13 protein-coding genes are annotated in these 16,037 nt (G+C 71.2%); 9 read left to right on the top strand and 4 right to left on the bottom strand.

Features of this window, described 5'->3' with window-relative positions:
- Positions 1-48 precede the first annotated feature (48 nt).
- On the top strand, positions 49-471 hold the full coding sequence (locus tag AC1DVZ_RS07785) for an Lrp/AsnC family transcriptional regulator (RefSeq protein ID WP_477617614.1): 423 nt from the start codon (positions 49-51) through the stop codon (positions 469-471).
- Positions 472-476: 5 nt separating this feature from the next.
- Here AC1DVZ_RS07785 and AC1DVZ_RS07780 read toward each other — a convergent pair whose 3' ends face one another.
- The 4 genes from AC1DVZ_RS07780 to AC1DVZ_RS07765 form a co-directional block, all read right to left on the bottom strand.
- Positions 477-1,700, bottom strand: coding sequence for a glycoside hydrolase family 15 (locus AC1DVZ_RS07780; protein ID WP_477617613.1), 1,224 nt, complete (start codon positions 1,698-1,700; stop codon positions 477-479).
- Positions 1,701-1,820: 120 nt separating this feature from the next.
- Positions 1,821-2,312: a Cys-tRNA(Pro) deacylase gene (gene ybaK, locus AC1DVZ_RS07775; RefSeq protein ID WP_477617612.1), complete on the bottom strand. Its 492-nt coding sequence runs from the start codon at positions 2,310-2,312 to the stop codon at positions 1,821-1,823.
- 37 nt (positions 2,313-2,349) lie between these two features.
- Complete coding sequence (locus AC1DVZ_RS07770) at positions 2,350-2,961, bottom strand: biotin transporter BioY (protein ID WP_477617611.1); 612 nt, start codon at positions 2,959-2,961, stop codon at positions 2,350-2,352.
- Between the two features lie 85 nt (positions 2,962-3,046).
- Positions 3,047-4,492, bottom strand: a complete 1,446-nt coding sequence (locus tag AC1DVZ_RS07765; protein WP_477617610.1) for a KamA family radical SAM protein — start codon at positions 4,490-4,492, stop codon at positions 3,047-3,049.
- 86 nt (positions 4,493-4,578) lie between these two features.
- On the opposite strand from AC1DVZ_RS07765, the gene kdd reads away from it, so the two are divergent.
- The 8 genes from kdd (at position 4,579) to kal (ending at position 16,004) form a co-directional block, all read left to right on the top strand.
- Entirely contained in the window at positions 4,579-5,649 is a 1,071-nt protein-coding gene (gene kdd, locus AC1DVZ_RS07760; RefSeq protein WP_477617609.1) for an L-erythro-3,5-diaminohexanoate dehydrogenase, read from the top strand.
- A gap of 53 nt (positions 5,650-5,702) precedes the next feature.
- Complete coding sequence (locus AC1DVZ_RS07755; protein WP_477617608.1) at positions 5,703-8,150, top strand: phosphoketolase family protein; 2,448 nt, start codon at positions 5,703-5,705, stop codon at positions 8,148-8,150.
- A 10-nt stretch (positions 8,151-8,160) separates the two neighbouring features.
- Positions 8,161-10,218 (top strand): phosphate acetyltransferase, encoded by a 2,058-nt coding sequence (gene pta, locus AC1DVZ_RS07750; protein ID WP_477617607.1) that lies wholly within the window; start codon positions 8,161-8,163, stop codon positions 10,216-10,218.
- On the top strand, positions 10,218-11,423 hold the full coding sequence (locus AC1DVZ_RS07745; RefSeq protein ID WP_477617606.1) for an acetate/propionate family kinase: 1,206 nt from the start codon (positions 10,218-10,220) through the stop codon (positions 11,421-11,423). Before pta ends, AC1DVZ_RS07745 begins: the two co-directional genes overlap by 1 nt.
- A 9-nt stretch (positions 11,424-11,432) precedes the next feature.
- Positions 11,433-13,076, top strand: coding sequence for an amidohydrolase (locus tag AC1DVZ_RS07740; RefSeq protein ID WP_477617605.1), 1,644 nt, complete (start codon positions 11,433-11,435; stop codon positions 13,074-13,076).
- A gap of 80 nt (positions 13,077-13,156) precedes the next feature.
- Positions 13,157-14,746, top strand: a complete 1,590-nt coding sequence (gene kamD, locus AC1DVZ_RS07735) for a lysine 5,6-aminomutase subunit alpha (RefSeq protein WP_477617604.1) — start codon at positions 13,157-13,159, stop codon at positions 14,744-14,746.
- Positions 14,743-15,597: a lysine 5,6-aminomutase subunit beta gene (gene kamE / locus AC1DVZ_RS07730; protein ID WP_477617603.1), complete on the top strand. Its 855-nt coding sequence runs from the start codon at positions 14,743-14,745 to the stop codon at positions 15,595-15,597. Before kamD ends, kamE begins: the two co-directional genes overlap by 4 nt.
- Positions 15,594-16,004 carry a 3-aminobutyryl-CoA ammonia lyase gene (gene kal / locus AC1DVZ_RS07725; protein ID WP_477617602.1) on the top strand — a complete coding sequence of 137 codons (411 nt, stop codon included), beginning with the start codon at positions 15,594-15,596 and terminating at the stop codon, positions 16,002-16,004. Before kamE ends, kal begins: the two co-directional genes overlap by 4 nt.
- Positions 16,005-16,037 lie beyond the last annotated feature (33 nt).

Genomic DNA, 16,037 nt, shown 5'->3' with positions numbered 1-16,037 from the left:
GGCGGACATGGTGCCACTCCCGACCTCGGTCCTCAGTAGGGTGTGGGCGTGGAAGACCTCGATCGACGCATCGTCGACCTGCTTCGCGGTGACGGTCGGATGAGCTACACCGACCTGGGCAAGGCCATGGGCCTGTCCACCTCGGCGGTGCACCAGCGAGTGCGCCGGCTCGAGGAGCGTGGGGTCCTCAAGGGGTATGCCGCGCTCGTCGACTACACCGCGCTGGACCTTCCGCTCACGGCGTTCATCTCGATCTCACCGCTCGATCCTGCTGCACCGGACGACATCCCGGACCGGCTGCGCGACATCACCGAGCTCGAGGCCTGCCACTCGGTGGCGGGCGAGGAGAACTACATCCTCAAGGCGAGGGTCCGCACTCCGGGCGACCTCGAGGTGCTGCTGGCTCGGGTGCGTGCTGCAGCCAACGTGGCCACGCGCACCACCGTGGTGCTCTCGACCCCCTGGGAGTAGCCGCCTCAGCGCTGGTCCAGCTCGTCGAGGGTCAGCAGCGTCAGCGCCGAGGTCCACACGAGCGGAGCGGGGCCGGCCGGGCGCCCCGTGCGAGTGACCTTCTCCGGCAGCGATCCGTAGGACGTGCGGTGGTCATCCAGCCAGTTCAACCACCGCGTGGCTGTCTCGTCACGTCCCGTGGCCGCGGCCGCGAGCGCCACCAACGCGGTCTCGGGCGTCCACGACGCACCGTCGTCCTTGGGCCAGTCGGCGCCGGGTGCCAGACCGCCTGCCGGGCGCAGGCCCTCGCGCTGGTAGCGAAGCCAGGCGTGAGTCACGGCTCGGTCGGCCGCCTGACCTGCCGGTGGACGGTGGAAGGGAGGCAGCAGCATCGCCACAGCGGCGTCGACGCCTCCACCCCCCGGGCCGAAGCGCTCGTAGTCCGGTCCGAAGCTGCGCGCGACGACCTGGCCCAACCGCGAGGCGACCAACCCCGTGGTGACCGCCTCAGTGGTCTGGCCGGTTGCGCGGTAGTCATCGGCCGCAGCTGCCAGGCCGGCGAGCATCGGCGCCACCGTCCCCAGGGAGGTGCGCTCGACCGGCAGCTCCCAGTAGTCCGGTGACGGTGGCGGGAGCCGGTTTCCCGAGGCGACCAGCGTGGTGAGGACGCACACACAGCGGTCCCTGAGACCGGTCGTCGCGGCGGGGACACCTGCGGGGCTCGCGGCTCGCACCTCCGCGATCGCCCAGAGCACCCACCCACACCCGTCGGACTGTCGCGCGCGGTCGGTCAGCGGAGTCCCGTCCAGCCGGTATCGAGCCTGGAAGCCCTGCACGGGGTCGAACTCCAGTCGAGCCAGCCGGTCGAGGATCGACGCAGCCTCCTGGTCGTGACCGCTGACGCCCAGGGCGACCGCCACGAACGAGCCGTCTCGCGGCCAGAAGTGTCCCCAGGGCCCGCCGGGGCCGGCCGCCACGGCTCCGTTCGCGGACAGGAACGAGCGGATGTCGACCAGCGCCCATCGAGCCATGTCCTCCCAGCGGGTGCCCTCGCCGGGCACGGTCCCCGTGTCCAGCCAGAGCTGGTCGGCCCTGCTCTGCCCGCCCGCGGCATACACGTCGGGTGAGCGGTATCCGGGTGCGGTGATGAGACGTGCCTCCGGGAGGTGCGCCCGGGGCCCCGCGGTCGCGCCGACCATGACGAGCGCGAGCAGCAGGATGCCGAGCGACCCCGTCCGCGTGGTCCTCATGTGTCACCCCCCGCACTGGTGGGCCGGTCATCCCACGCTAGATCGGCCAGGGGGTCGACACACACCACATTTGGCGGAGTCGGCCGTTCGGCGTCAGGTCACGGGGGTGCGAACGAGGCGTCAGCGCGCGATCCGCGCGACTCCGGCCCCCGTGGCGGTGACCAGGTCGACCGGGATGAGGGACAGGTCGAGGCCGCGACGGCCTCCCGAGACATACACGCGGTCGAAGCCCAGAGCCGACTCGTCGACAACGGTCGGCAGGGCCTTCTTCTGCCCGATGGGGGAGATCCCTCCGACCACGTAACCGCTCGACCGCTCGGCGTCGGCGGGCTGGGCCATCGCGACCTTCTTGAGGCCCAGCGCGGCCGCGATGGCCTTGAGGTCGAGCTGCCGGTCGACCGGCACCACTCCGACGGCCAGTCCGCGCTCGGACTCGACCAGGAGGGTCTTGAAGACCTGGGCCGGTGGCACCGCCAGCGCCGCAGCGGCCTCCAGTCCGTAGGAGGCCGCCGCGGGGTCGTGGTCGTAGGGATGCAGCTCGAACGCCAGCCCGAGGCGCGTCAGCGCGGTGGTGGCGGGAGTGCCCGCGCTGGCTTCGCGACGCTTGCCCATGCTGAGTTCGGTGTGCCGGGTCGCGCGAGTGGGTCGGTCAGCGCTTCTCGACGCGCTGGACCAGCGCCCAGGCGGCCGGGAAGAGGCCGGCCGCGGCCGCGACCTTGATGGCGTCGCCGACCAGGAAGGGGGTGAAGCCCGCCGCCAGGCCGGCCTCGAGGTCCATCCCGGTGGAGCTCATCAGCCACGACACGCCCACGACGTAGATCACGAGGTTGCCGAGCACCATGGTGATCGCCGTCTTGACGACCGTGCGGTCCCCGCCCCGCTGGGCGAGCCAGCCGACGAGCGCTCCCGCGAGGACGAAGCCGATGACGTAGCCGAACGTCGCACCGCCCCAGCCTTCCTTGTGGTCGGCGAACCAGTTCACGCCCAGGCCGCCGGCGACCAGGTAGGTGCCGACGCTGAGCAGGCCTCGCAGGCCGCCCAGTGAGGCCCCCGTCAGCAGGACGGCGAACGTGCCGAGCGTGAGCGGAACCGGGGTGCCCGGCAGCGGGACGTGCCACTGGGACAACAGGCCGATGAATCCGGCACCGGCCGCGATGAGCAGGAGGTCACGGACGCGTGAACCGACCCATGCGGGGACGCCCACCACAGCGGGGACGTAGTCGGCCAGGACGCGTTTGCGGGGGAGGGCGATAGCAGTCACGGGAGCAACCTAGCGAAGCCCGACGGCGCCTCATGACAGGCCCTCACGTCGGGAAGGTCACACCGGGCACCCGCAGGACGTGCACTCAGACGAGTGAGGCCTCGCGGCTGGCCGCTGCGCGCTCGACGGCGACCGCGTGGGCAGCCTCGTGGTCGCCCTCCTCGCGCCACCACTGCTGGCCCGCCTCGGGGAGGGTGTAGATCGGGTCGTAGTAGACGTAGTCGCGCGACAGGGCGTCGGTGTCGGCGTTCTCGATCGAGGTGCGGTAGTTCTTGCGCCAGAACGACATTCCGCGCTCGGTGTCGTAGCTGTCGACCTGGTGCACCCAGCGCTTGCCCACGAACGGCACGTCGCAGACGATGCGCGGCGTGGCGAACCCGGGCAGGTAGCCCATCATCGAGTGCTGCAGGTGCTGCGCCTCGGCGAGCGAGAGCCGCCAGTGCTCGGAGAACGGGATCATGTCGCACATGTAGAAGTAGTACGGCGTGATCATGGCGTCGTCCTGGAGGGCGAAGCAGAGGTCGAGCAACTGCTCCACCGAGTCGTTGATGCCGCGCATCAGGACGCCCTGGTTGCGCACGTCGCGCACGCCCGCCTCCAGCATCGCCTTGGAGGCATCGGCCACGAGCGGTGTCACGGACTGGGCGTTGTTGACGTGGGTGTGGATCGCCAGGGAGACGCCGCGCGAGCGGGCCTTGGCGGACACGCGGGCGACACCCTCGACGACGTCGGGCTGCAGCCAGTGCTGGGGAAGGCCCATCAGCGCCTTGGTCGCGAGCCGGATGTCGCGGATGTTCTCGACGTCGAGCAGCTTGTCGATGAAGCCCTCGAGGTTCTTCCAGGGCATGTTGGCGACGTCGCCACCCGAGACGACGACGTCACGCACCTGGGGCGTCTGCTGCAGGTAGGCGAGCATCGCGGCGTAGCGGTCGACCGGCTTGCCGGTCAGCTTGAGCTTGTCGATGACGGCGGTCGAGTTGCCGACGAGGTCCATGCGGGTGCAGTGGCCGCAGTACTGCGGACAGGTCGGGAGCAGCTCGGCGAGCACCTTGGTGGGGTAGCGGTGGGTCAGGCCCTCGGCGACCCACATGTCGTGCTCGTGCAGGCTGTCGCGGGTCGCGTGCGGGTGGGACGGCCAGTCGGTGCGGCGGTCGGAGAAGACCGGGAGCATGTAGCGACGGATCGGGTCGGCGTAGAACGCCCGCGTGAACTCGGCACCGGCGGCGGGCATCCGCCCGTCGGTCCAGGTCATCTCGCTGACCATGGTGTTCATCATCTGCGGGGGGACGAGCATCGACATCGTGGCGCGCTCGGCCTGGTCACGCTCGAGGTCGGCATAGAAGGCGTCGCTGAGCAGGTCGCCCATCAGCTCGCGCAGCTGCTTGATGTTCTTGACGCAGTGCGCCCGCTGCCACTGCGCGCTGGCCCAGTCCTCGGCGGTGACGTCACGCCAGCCCGCGAAACGGGTCCAGTCGGGCTCCACCAGCTCGCGGTGGCGGTAGACATAGGGCTGCTCGATCGCGGTGCTCATACGTGGCAGGATACGGGACAGGTTCCGATGAAATCGACATCCGACCGCAAGATTTGCGCTCTGTGTCGCAATTGATAGGAGATTCTGTGCCTGCGTCGATCAACTGCCGATCCACGCCGTCCTCGCCGGTGGGTCTGCACCGCGTCCTCGAGCCCGCGGGGGCCTCGCTGCCCCAGGCGGCCCAGCGGCTCGACGCCTCGCCCGAGCTGTGGCCGGACGAGGTCCGCATCAGCATCGAGACGCTCAACCTCGACGCGGCCTCCTACCGTCAGCTCTCCGAGAAGCACGCGGGCGACGGCGCGGCACTGCGGGCAGAGGTGCTCGACATCGTGGCCACCCGCGGCAAGATGCAGAACCCTGTCACCGGCTCCGGCGGCATGCTCATCGGCACCGTCGAGGAGGTCGGGCCGGAGTCCACCCTGGGCCTGTCGGTCGGGGACCGCGTCGCGACGCTCGTCTCCCTGTCGCTCACGCCGCTGGTCATCACCGACGAGCTGGCCGGCTGGGACGGCCGCTCCGAGCGGGTCCCGGCGCAGGGGCACGCCATCCTCTTCGGCCGCTCGATCGCAGCCCAGCTGCCCGACGACCTCACCCCGGACCTCGCCCTCATGGTCATGGACGTGTGCGGCGCACCAGCGCTCGTGGCCCGCGTCGTGGGGGAGTATGCCGCGCGCGGCCTAAGCCCGACGGTGTGCGTGCTCGGCGCGGCCGGCAAGTCCGGCTCGCTGTCGCTCGCCGCGGCGGCGGATGCGGGTGCGGGCCGTCGGATCGCTGTGGTGCCGTTCCACCGCGAGGCCGACCTGCTGGCCGGCACTGGCCTGGCGGACGAGGTGGTCATCGCCGACGCCCGCAGCCCGCTCGGGCTGTCCGAAGCGGTCGCAGCCGCCGGTGGACCCGCCGACATCACGGTGGTCTGCGTCGACGTCCCCGGGTGCGAGCAGCCGGCCATCCTGTCGACGGCCCAGGGCGGCACGATCATTTTCTTCTCCATGGCCACGCACTTCGCCGCAGCAGCCCTCGGCGCCGAGGGCGTCGCCGCCGACGTGCGCATGCTGGTGGGCAACGGCTACGTGCCCGGCCACGCGGCATACGCCCTCGACCTCATCCGGGGCAACGCCGCGGTGAGGGGTCTGTTCGAAGGCCGCCTCGCGGAGTAGCCGCGGGACCAAAGGCCTTCCGCTCCGGTGTCGGTCCGTGGTGTCGTGGGCGCATGCCGCAGACGTCCGCCGTGCCCGAGACCGTGTCCTACGCCCCGGAGGACCTCGAGCTGGACCTGCGATGGTGGGCTGCGGCCAACTACCTGACGGTCGGGCAGATCTACCTCCTGGACAACGCCCTGCTGCGTGAGCCCCTGGCCCTGGCGCACACCAAGCCCCGCCTGCTCGGCCACTGGGGGACCAGCCCCGGCCTGTCGATGGTCTACGCCCTCGTCAACCGGCGGATCCGGGAGACCGGCACGGACTGGCTCTACGTCACCGGCCCGGGTCACGGCGGCCCGGCGCTCGTGGCCGCGGCGTGGCTCGAAGGCACGTACAGCGAGATCTACCCTCACGTCGGCGACGACGGTGTTGGCGTCCTCCAGCTCTTTCGGCAGTTCTCCGCTCCCGGTGGCGTGCCGAGCCACGTCAGCGTGCAGACCCCCGGGTCGATCCACGAGGGTGGCGAGCTCGGATACGCGCTGGTGCATGCGGCGGGCGCGGCGTTCGACCACCCGGAGCTCGTGGTCGCGTGCGTCGTCGGCGACGGGGAGGCGGAGACGGGCCCGCTGGCCGCGTCATGGCGGCTGCCGAACTTCCTCAACCCGCGGCGCGATGGTGCGGTGCTGCCGATCCTGCACGTCAACGGTTACAAGATCGCCGGGCCCACCGTGTTGGGACGGACTTCCGACGCGGATGTGGAGGCCTACCTGCGCAGCCAGGGATGGGATCCGGTGACGGTCAGTGGCGACGACCCCGAGCAGGTGTTCCCGGCCTTCCGTGCGGCACTGGCGGCAGCCCACGACCGGATCCTGGGCATCCAGGCGACCGCACGCAGTGGCGACGGGCCGGCCGAGCCCGTACGTCACCCCTGGCCGGCCATCGTGCTGCGGACACCGAAGGGCTGGACCGGTCCCGACGTCGTCGACGGCGAGCAGGTGGAGGGGACGAACCTGTCCCACCAGGTGCCGCTGGCCGGCCTCGCCGACGACCCCGAACACCTGCGCCTGCTCGAGGAGTGGCTGCGCAGCTACCGCCCCGACGAGCTGTTCGACGACGACGGCCGGCTGGTGCCCGAGCTGCGGGAGCTCGCGCCCCGAGGGGACAAGCGGATGTCGGCGACGCCCTACGCGAACGGCGGACGGCTGCGCACGGAGCTTCCAGCGCAGGACCTGGCAGCGTACGAGGTCCCCCTCACGCCCACGACTCGCGGACAGGACTCGGTCGAGAACACCAGCACGTCCGGTCGCCTGATGCGCGACCTGTATGCCGCGACGACCCGACCCGACGGAGGCGGCACCTTCCGGCTGTTCTCCCCGGACGAGACGGCGAGCAACCGCCTGCAGCCGGTGTTCGAGGTGACCGATCGCTGCTTCATGGGACCACTACGGGAGACCGACGACCACCTCGGCCCGGATGGCCGGGTCATGGAGGTGCTGAGCGAACACCTGTGCCAGGGCTGGCTCGAGGGATACGTGCTGAGCGGCCGGCACGGGGTGTTCGCGACGTACGAGGCGTTCGCGATGGTGTCGGCGTCGATGGCCGTGCAGCACGTGAAGTGGCTGCAGCACGCGCAGGAGCTGCCCTGGCGGGCCGACGTGTCGTCGCTGAACGTGCTGCTCACCTCGACGTGCTGGCGCAACGACCACAACGGGTTCTCCCACCAGGGGCCAGGCCTGATCGACTGCCTCATCCCGTTGTCGCCGGAGGTCGTGCGGGTGTGGCTGCCCCCGGACGCCAACACGACGCTGTCCATCACCGACCACTGCCTGCGCAGCACCAACTACGTCAACCTCATCGTCGTGGACAAGCAGAAGCACCTGCAGTACCTCTCGCTCGAGGAGGCCCACGCACACTGCGCGGCGGGAGCCGGCGTCTGGGAGTGGGCCAGCACCTGCGCACCTGACGACGAGCCCGACATCGTGCTCGCCTGCGCCGGCGACGTCCCGACCCAGGAGGCGCTCGCCGCCGCCGAGCTGCTCGCCCAGCACGTGCCCGAGCTCAGGGTGCGCTTCGTCAACGTCGTCGACCTGATGGCCCTGCTTCCCGAGAACGACCACCCCCACGGCTACCCGGACAGCAAGTTCGACGGCCTCTTCACGGCCGACAAGCACGTCGTGTTCGCGTTCCACGGCTACCCCCGTGCGGTGCACCAGCTCATCCACGGGCGCAGCGACCCCGGGCGCTTCCACGTCCGCGGCTTCAACGAGCAGGGCACGACCACGACGCCCTTCGACATGGTCGTGCTCAACCGGATGAGCAGGTTCCACCTCGCCCAGGAAGTGCTGCGGCGGGCAGAACGCCAGGTGCCCGGGTCGGAAGCGCTCACCGAGCTGTGCAAGCGCCGGCTCGCCGAGCACCGGCCCTACATCGAGGAACACCTCGAGGACCTGCCCGACATCGCGGACTGGACCTGGAGGGGGCCGCTGCACCGCAGCGCGCCGGACGAGTCGGGCCGGTAGTTTCGACCCCGTGACCACCAGCATCTACATCGCCGGCACCGAAGCCCGGTCCGGCAAGTCGGCGGTGGCGGTCGGACTGCTGCACCAGCTGAGCCGACGCGCGGGCCGGGTGGGCGTGTTCCGCCCCATCGTCCGCGCCGCGGGGCCGGACGAGCTCGTCCTGACGCTGTTGTCCCAGCTGCCCGGCGACCTCTCGGCCGAGCAGGCGTGCGGCGTGACCTACGACGACCTGCACGCCTCGCCCGAGCGGGCCATGGGGGTGATCGTCGACCGCTTCCACGACGTCGCGCGCGACCACGACGTCGTCCTCGTCGTGGGGTCGGACTTCACCGACGTCGCGGCGCCGACGGAGTTCTCGGTCAACGCCGCGGTGGCAGCCAACCTCGGCTCCCGGCTGCTCCTGGTCGTGCCGGCACAGGGGCACGATCCCGCGGAGGTCGCCACGACAGCCGAGATGGCGGTCACGGCAGCACGCGAGGCGCACGCGCACGTGACCGGCGTGGTGGCCAACCAGGTGGCACGAGAGCTCCTGGCGGCCACGACGACCGCCGTGTCGGACCGGGTCGGGCTCCCCGTGCAGTCGCTCCCGGAAACGCCACTGCTGCGTGCCCCGACCGTCAAGGACCTCGTCGACGCGTGCTCGGGCCGGCTCGTCCACGGCGAGGCGGGGTGGCTCGACCGCGAGTGCATGGGTCTGGTTGTCGCAGCCATGACCATGCCCCACGTCCTGGACCGGCTCATCGAGGGTGGCGTGGTGATCGTGCCCGGTGACCGTGAGGACGTGGTCCTGGGCGTCCTGCTCGCCCACCGCTCCAAGACGTTCCCGACGCTGTCGGGAATCGTGCTCAACGGCGGGTTCCCCCTCTCGCCGCAGGTCGAGCGGCTCATCGAGGGCCTCGACGTGGTGCTGCCGGTCATCGCGACCGACGGCGGCACGATGACGACGGCCACGAGGCTGGGCGCGGCGCGCGGGCGCCTGACCCCCGAGTCCACCCGGAAGCTCGAGGCCGCTGTGGCCATGGTCGAGCGCGGACTCGACGCCGAGGCGTTGCTCGGGCCGGTCGCGACGACGGGGGAGGGTGCTGTCACCCCGTTGATGTTCGAGCACCGGCTGGTCGACGACGCGCGGGCCGCGGCCGCCCACATCGTGCTGCCGGAGGGCGCCGAGGACCGGATCCTGCTCGCGGCCGACACCGTCCTGGCACGGGGGATCGCCAAGCTCACGCTCCTCGGCGACGAGGAGACGATCCGTGCCAACGCAGCCCGCCTGGGTGCGGACATCTCCCTGGCGGCCGTCATCGACCCGTCCGGCAGCTCCCTGCGCGAAGGATTCGCCGCCGACTACGCCGCGCTGCGGGCCCACAAGGGCGTCACCCTCGACCAGGCCCGTGACCGGGTCGTCGACCCGTCCTACTTCGGCACGATGATGGTGCACCAGGGGCTCGCTGACGGCATGGTCTCGGGGTGCATCACGACCACGGCACACACGATCCGCCCCGCCCTCGAGATCGTCCGGACCGCGCCCGACGTGTCCGTGGTCTCGAGTGTCTTCCTGATGTGCCTGGCCGACCGCGTGCTGGTCTACGGCGACTGTGCCGTCAACCCCGACCCGACCGCCGAGCAGCTCGCTGACATCGCGATCTCCTCGGCCCGCACGGCACAGCGGTTCGGCATCGAGCCCAAGGTGGCGATGCTGTCCTACTCGACGGGTGAGTCGGGGACCGGCGCTGATGTCGACAAGGTCCGCGCCGCCACGGCGCTGGTCCACCAGCGTGCTCCGGAACTGCTCGTCGAGGGTCCCATCCAGTACGACGCGGCAGTCGACCCCCACGTCGCGGCGACGAAGCTCAAGGACAGCCCGGTGGCGGGGCGTGCGACCGTCTTGGTGTTCCCCGACCTCAACACCGGCAACAACACCTACAAGGCAGTTCAGCGCAGCGCGTCGGCCGTCGCCATCGGCCCCGTCCTCCAGGGCCTCAACCGACCGGTCAACGACCTGTCCCGTGGAGCGCTGGTGCGCGACATCGTCAACACGATCGCCATCACGGCGATCCAGGCCGGCGCCTGATGCCGGCCCCGCACACGGTCCTGGTCGTCAACTCCGGGTCGTCCTCGCTGAAGTACCAGGTCATCGATGCCGACACAGGGGCCACGGCGGCCTCAGGGCTGGTCGAGAGGATCGGGGGACCAGGACGGCTCAAGCACACCGGCGGCGATGCGACCCACGAACGCGACGTCACCTGCACGGACCACAAGGATGCTCTCGACGCGGCCCGAGAGGCGTTGCGCGAGCACGGACCGGACCTCGAGGAGGTGGGGCTGTTCGCCGTGGGCCATCGGGTCGTGCACGGGGGCCCACGGTTCACCGAGCCGGTGGTCGTCGACGACGACGTCATCGAAGCCATCCGCGAGCTCGTCCCGCTCGCGCCCCTGCACAACCCGGCGAACCTCGAGGGCATCCTCAGCGCCCGACAGTCCTTCCCCGACGTGCCGCAGGTTGCCGTCTTCGACACCGCCTTCCACCAGACCCTCCCGCCACGTGCCCACACGTATGCCGTGCCCGCCGCGTGGCGCGAACGCCACCACGTGCGGCGCTACGGATTCCACGGCACGTCGCACCGCTACGTCTCCCGGCGTACGGCGGAGCTCCTGGGCCGCAGCCCCGCCGACTGCAACGTGATCGTGCTCCACCTCGGCAACGGCGCCAGCGCCTGCGCGGTGCAGGGTGGTCGCAGCGTCGACACCTCGATGGGGCTCTCGCCTCTCGAAGGCCTGGTGATGGGCACTCGCTCGGGTGACGTCGACCCGGCGCTCGGCGCCTATCTGGAGCGCGTCGCGGACCTCGACTCCACGGCATACGACGAGGCGCTCAACAAGGGCAGCGGCCTGGTGGGCCTGGCCGGCATCTCCGACGTGCGCGAGCTCGAGCAGCGGCGTGCGGCCGGCGACGCGGACGCCGACCTGGCCTTCGACGTGATGGTCTACCGGCTGCGCAAGTACATCGGTGCGTATGCCGTGGCGCTGGGCCACGTGGATGCCATCGCCTTCACCGGTGGCATCGGTGAGAACAGCGCCGAGGTGCGGCACGCCGTGCTCCGCGGGCTCGAGGTCCTCGGGGTCGAGGTCGACGCGCTGGCGAACGTCGCGGGGGAGCCCACCCGGCTGGTCACGACGGCCCACAGCCACATCGCGGCCTACGTGGTCCCGACCAACGAGGAGCTGGAGATCGCCCGCGCCTGCCTCGCCGTCCTGCGGCAGGACCGTCCCGTCTAGGGTGCTGGCGTGACCACCCTGTACCGCGGCGGCTTCGTCTACACCCCCATCGACCCCTTCGCCAACGCGATGGTGGTCGACGACGCGACGGGCACCATCGCCTGGATCGGCGGGGACGACGCGGCGGCCGTGCACGTCGACGCCGTCGACGAGATCGTGGAGCTCGACGGGGCCCTCGTGACCCCGGCGTTCGTCGATGCCCACGCCCACACGTCCCAGACCGGGGCCGGTCTGCGCGGGGTCGACCTCGGCGCGACGCAGTCGGTCGTCCAGGCGCTCAGCCGCATCGAGGACGCCGCGCGTGCCAACCAGGGCCGCCCCGTCTACGCCCCCAACTGGGACCAGGGCGGCTGGGCCGAGCGCCGGCCGCACACGGGTGTCGAGCTGGACCGCGCGACCTACGGGGGAGTCGTCTACTCGCCCCGCGTCGACGGCCACTCAGCGGTCATCTCGTCGGCCCTCGCGGCTGCCTCCGGTGCCCGTGACCTTCCCGGCTGGGAGGGTGACGGCCTGGTCACCAAGGACGCCCACCACGCAGCCCGCGAGGCCTTCAACGGCGCGGTCACCCCAGCGCAGCGACGGGCCGACATCGACCTCGCCCTCCAGGCCGCCGCGGCCGCCGGAATCGGACTGGTCCACGAGAACGGCGGGCGCACCCTGTCGGGCACGGACGACTTCGCCGAGGTGCTGGCGGCGGGGGAGCGCGGTGACGGCCCTCAGACCATCGGCTACTGGGCCCAGCTCGTGGCCGACGAGGCGCAGGCTCGCGACGTCGCCACCCTGCGCGGCGCGCGGGGGCTCGCGGGCGACCTCAACATCGACGGGTCGGTCGGGTCACGGACCGCCCACCTTCGCGCGGACTACTCCGACGCCTCCGGTCACTCCGGCAACGCCTACCTCACCGTCGAGCAGGTGCGCGACCACGTCGCATCCTGCTCACTGGCGGGCGTCCAGGCGGGGTTCCACGTCATCGGCGACGCCGGGGTGGACACCGCGATCGAGGGTTTCGAGGCCGCTGCCGCGCTCGTGGGGGCTCCGGTCGTGACGCGGAACCGGCACCGCCTCGAGCACCTCGAGATGATCTCGCGTGACGGCATCGAGCGTCTGGTGAGACTCGGGGTCAGTGCCAGCGTCCAGCCCGCCTTCGACGCCTTCTGGGGCGGCGACGAGGGCATGTATGCCGCCCGGCTGGGCGCCGACCGCGTCCACGGACGCGGGGGTGGCGACTGCGCCCCGATGAACGCCTTCGCGTCGATGATGGCCGCGGGGATGACGGTCGCGTTCGGGTCCGACTCCCCGGTGACCCCGTTCGCCCCGTGGGAGGCGGTGCGGGCCGCCATCTTCCACCACGACCAGGCACAACGGGTGTCCGCCCGATCAGCGTTCCTCGCGCACACCCGCGGTGGTTGGCGGGCCGCCGGCTACGACGACCGGGGCTACCTCGACCTTGGTCTGCCGGCGAGCTTCGCCGTGTGGGAGGTGGGCGACCTCGTGGTGCAGGCACCCGACGACCGCATCCAGACCTGGTCCACCGACCCACGGTCAGGGACGCCCGGCCTGCCCGACCTCTCACCCGGCAGCCCCTCACCGACCTGTCAGCGGACCGTCGTGCGCGGCCGGACCGTCTTCGACTCGGGCGCGTTCAGCTCGTGATCCCCGATCGGGGAAGGGAGAATTTGCGGCACAGAGGACTGGCGGCCGGAAATTCTCTCTCGCGCTGCTAGATTTGCCGCGTGTCTTCGCGTGYGAAACCCCTCCTCGACCTCGACCCGGCTGACGTCCGCCGGGCCCGCACCCTGGCTCGCAAGGCCGGCCGACCCGTCGTCAAGCTGGCCCGGAGCCACACGACCGTCAGCGTCGAACGCGCCACGCTGCGCCTCGCCGGCCTGGCCGGCGCCGACCACGAGCGGGTGCCGTGGGTCAACCACCTCGTCGACGCGGTCCGTGCCGAGGTCGGGCTCGAGCACGGCATCACCAGCCCCGTGTTCGACGCCCTGCGCAGGGGAGAGGCGTCCGACCTGCTCACCCTGGCCCAGAAGGCCGCGAGCGGCTCGGTCCAGTTCCGGCTCCCCGAGGGCAAGGCCGCCACCGCGGCCGCCAAGGACGCGCGCCGCGAGGTGAGCCGCGGCATACGCGCCATCGACAAGCAGCGAGCCAACCGCGACCGCCTCATCAAGCGCCACGGCGACCCGCAGCAGCGTCCGTGGATCTACCTCATCGTCGCCACCGGCGACATCTACGAGGACATCCCGCAGGCGCAGAACGCCGCCCGCGAGGGCGCCGACATCATCGCGGTGATCCGCTCCACGGGGCAGTCGTTGCTCGACTACGTGCCCGAGGGCGCCACCCGCGAGGGGTATGCCGGCACGTACGCCACCCAGGAGAACTTCCGGCTCATGCGGGCGGCCCTGGACGAGACGTCCAAGGAGCTCGGTCGCTACATCCGGCTGACCAACTACGCGTCCGGCCTCTGCATGCCCGAGATCGCCACCCTGGCCGGGCTCGAGCGGCTCGACATGATGCTCAACGACTCGATGTACGGGATCCTGTTCCGCGACATCAACCCGATCCGGACGTTCGTCGACCAGCGGTTCAGCCGCCAGATCCACGCCCGCGCCGGGATCATCATCAACACCGGCGAGGACAACTACCTCACCACCGCCGACGCCGTCGAGGCCGCCCACACGGTGACCGTGAGCCAGCTGCTCAACGAGTACTTCGCCAAGGAGGCAGGTCTCGACGACTGGCAGCTCGGCCTGGGCCACGCGTTCGAGATCAACCCCGAGATCCCCGACTCGTTCCGGATGGAGCTCGCGCACGCGCTGCTCGCCCGCCAGCTCTTCCCGGACGCGCCGCTGAAGTGGATGCCGCCGACCAAGCACATGACCGGCGACGTGTTCCGCGGGTACCTCCTGGACGGGTTCTTCAACCTCGTCGGGGCGATGACCGGTCAGGGCATCCTGCTCGTCGGCATGATGACCGAGGCCGTGGTGACGCCGTTCCTGTCCGACCGCGACCTCGCCCTCCAGAACGTCCGCTACGTGCTCAACGCTGCCGGGGGTCTCACCGAGGACTTCCACCCACCTCGTGACGGGTTCATCCAGACCCGTGCGCGAGGCGTGCTCGGCGAGGCCATCGACCTGCTCACCGCGATCACGGAGGAGCCTGGCAAGGCCCCCCTGCTCGAGGCGATCGCCGACGGCACCTTCGGCCTGATGAAGCGCCCCGCGAACGCCGGCAAGGGCCTCGACGGGGTGGTGGTCCGCGCCGACGGCTACGACAACCCCGCGACGACCCTCCTCGAGACGGGGGAGACCCGATGACCCCGGCCCAGGACCCGCGCACCACCGACAAGGCGATGCCGCTCGACCCCATGCCCGCCAAGGCCACCACCAAGGGAGCCAAGGCCGCGCGCAAGACGCCCGACATCGTCCGCCCCTACGGCGACACCACCGGCGACGGCATGGTGCAGGTGTCGTTCACCCTGCCCGTCCCGCACGACAAGCGCGCCGAGGGCGCCGCGCTCCAGCTCGCGGCCAAGATGGGCCTCGAGCCGGCCCTGCTCGTCCACGCGAAGCCGATGGGTCCCGACTTCACCTTCTTCGTCGTGTACGGCAGCGCCACCCACCTCGTCGACCTGCGCGACGTGGTCGTCGTCGAACGCGAGTTCCCCCTGCTGAGCCCCGCCGAGGTCAACAAGGCGGTCAAGGCCCGGCTGCGACGCAAGCTCGTCGTGGTCGGCGCCTGCATCGGCACGGACGCCCACACGGTCGGGATCGACGCGATCCTCAACATCAAGGGCTTCGCGGGAGAGAAGGGGCTGGAGTACTACCGGGAGATCAAGGTCGTGAACCTCGGCGCCCAGGTCCTCGTCCCCGAGCTCGTCGCCCGCGCCCGGGCCGAGAAGGCCGACGCCGTCATGGTCAGCCAGGTCGTCACCCAGCGCGACGCCCACATCCACAACACGACGACGATGAGCGCGGCCTTCCGTGAGGCCTACCCTGCGGGACAGGTGCCGTTGCTCGTCGTCGGTGGTCCGCGCTTCGAGGAGGGCTCTGCCCCCAAGCTGGGGGTGGACCGGATCTTCGGGCGCGGCACCACTCCGGGCGAGGTCGCCAGCTACCTCGTCCACGCCCTCGCCCCCGCCCACACCCGCACCAAGGAGACGTCATGACCGCCCCCGGCACCGCGACGGTCGGACTGACCGTCACCCACCGCCGCTACGTTCCCTACAGCCACGCGCACTACGCCGGGAACCTCGTCGACGGCGCCTACTCGCTCGCTGCGTTCGGCGACGTCGCCACCGAGATGTGCATCCGGACGGACGGCGACGAGGGGCTGTTCGCGTCGTACTCCGACGTCCAGTTCAAGGCGCCGGTCCGGGCGGGCGACGTCATCGAGATCGAGGCCCGACTGGTGCGGGCCGGCGCCCGCAGCCGTGAGATGGAGTTCGAGGTCCGCGTGGTCGGCCGCGGTGCCCCCGAGCGCGGCGAGTCCGCGGCCGAGCTCCTGGACCCTCCCGTGGTGGCCACCACGGCCCGCGGGGTCGTGGTGGTTCCGCCGGCGGCCTCGACCGCCTGAGGGGTGCTGTCGGCGTGTCGCGCGCGACACGCC

The organism is Pedococcus sp. P2_E5 (assembly GCF_056403895.1).
The sequence above is the reverse complement of the archived record's forward strand: the minus strand, read 5'-3'. Positions and strand labels throughout refer to the sequence as shown.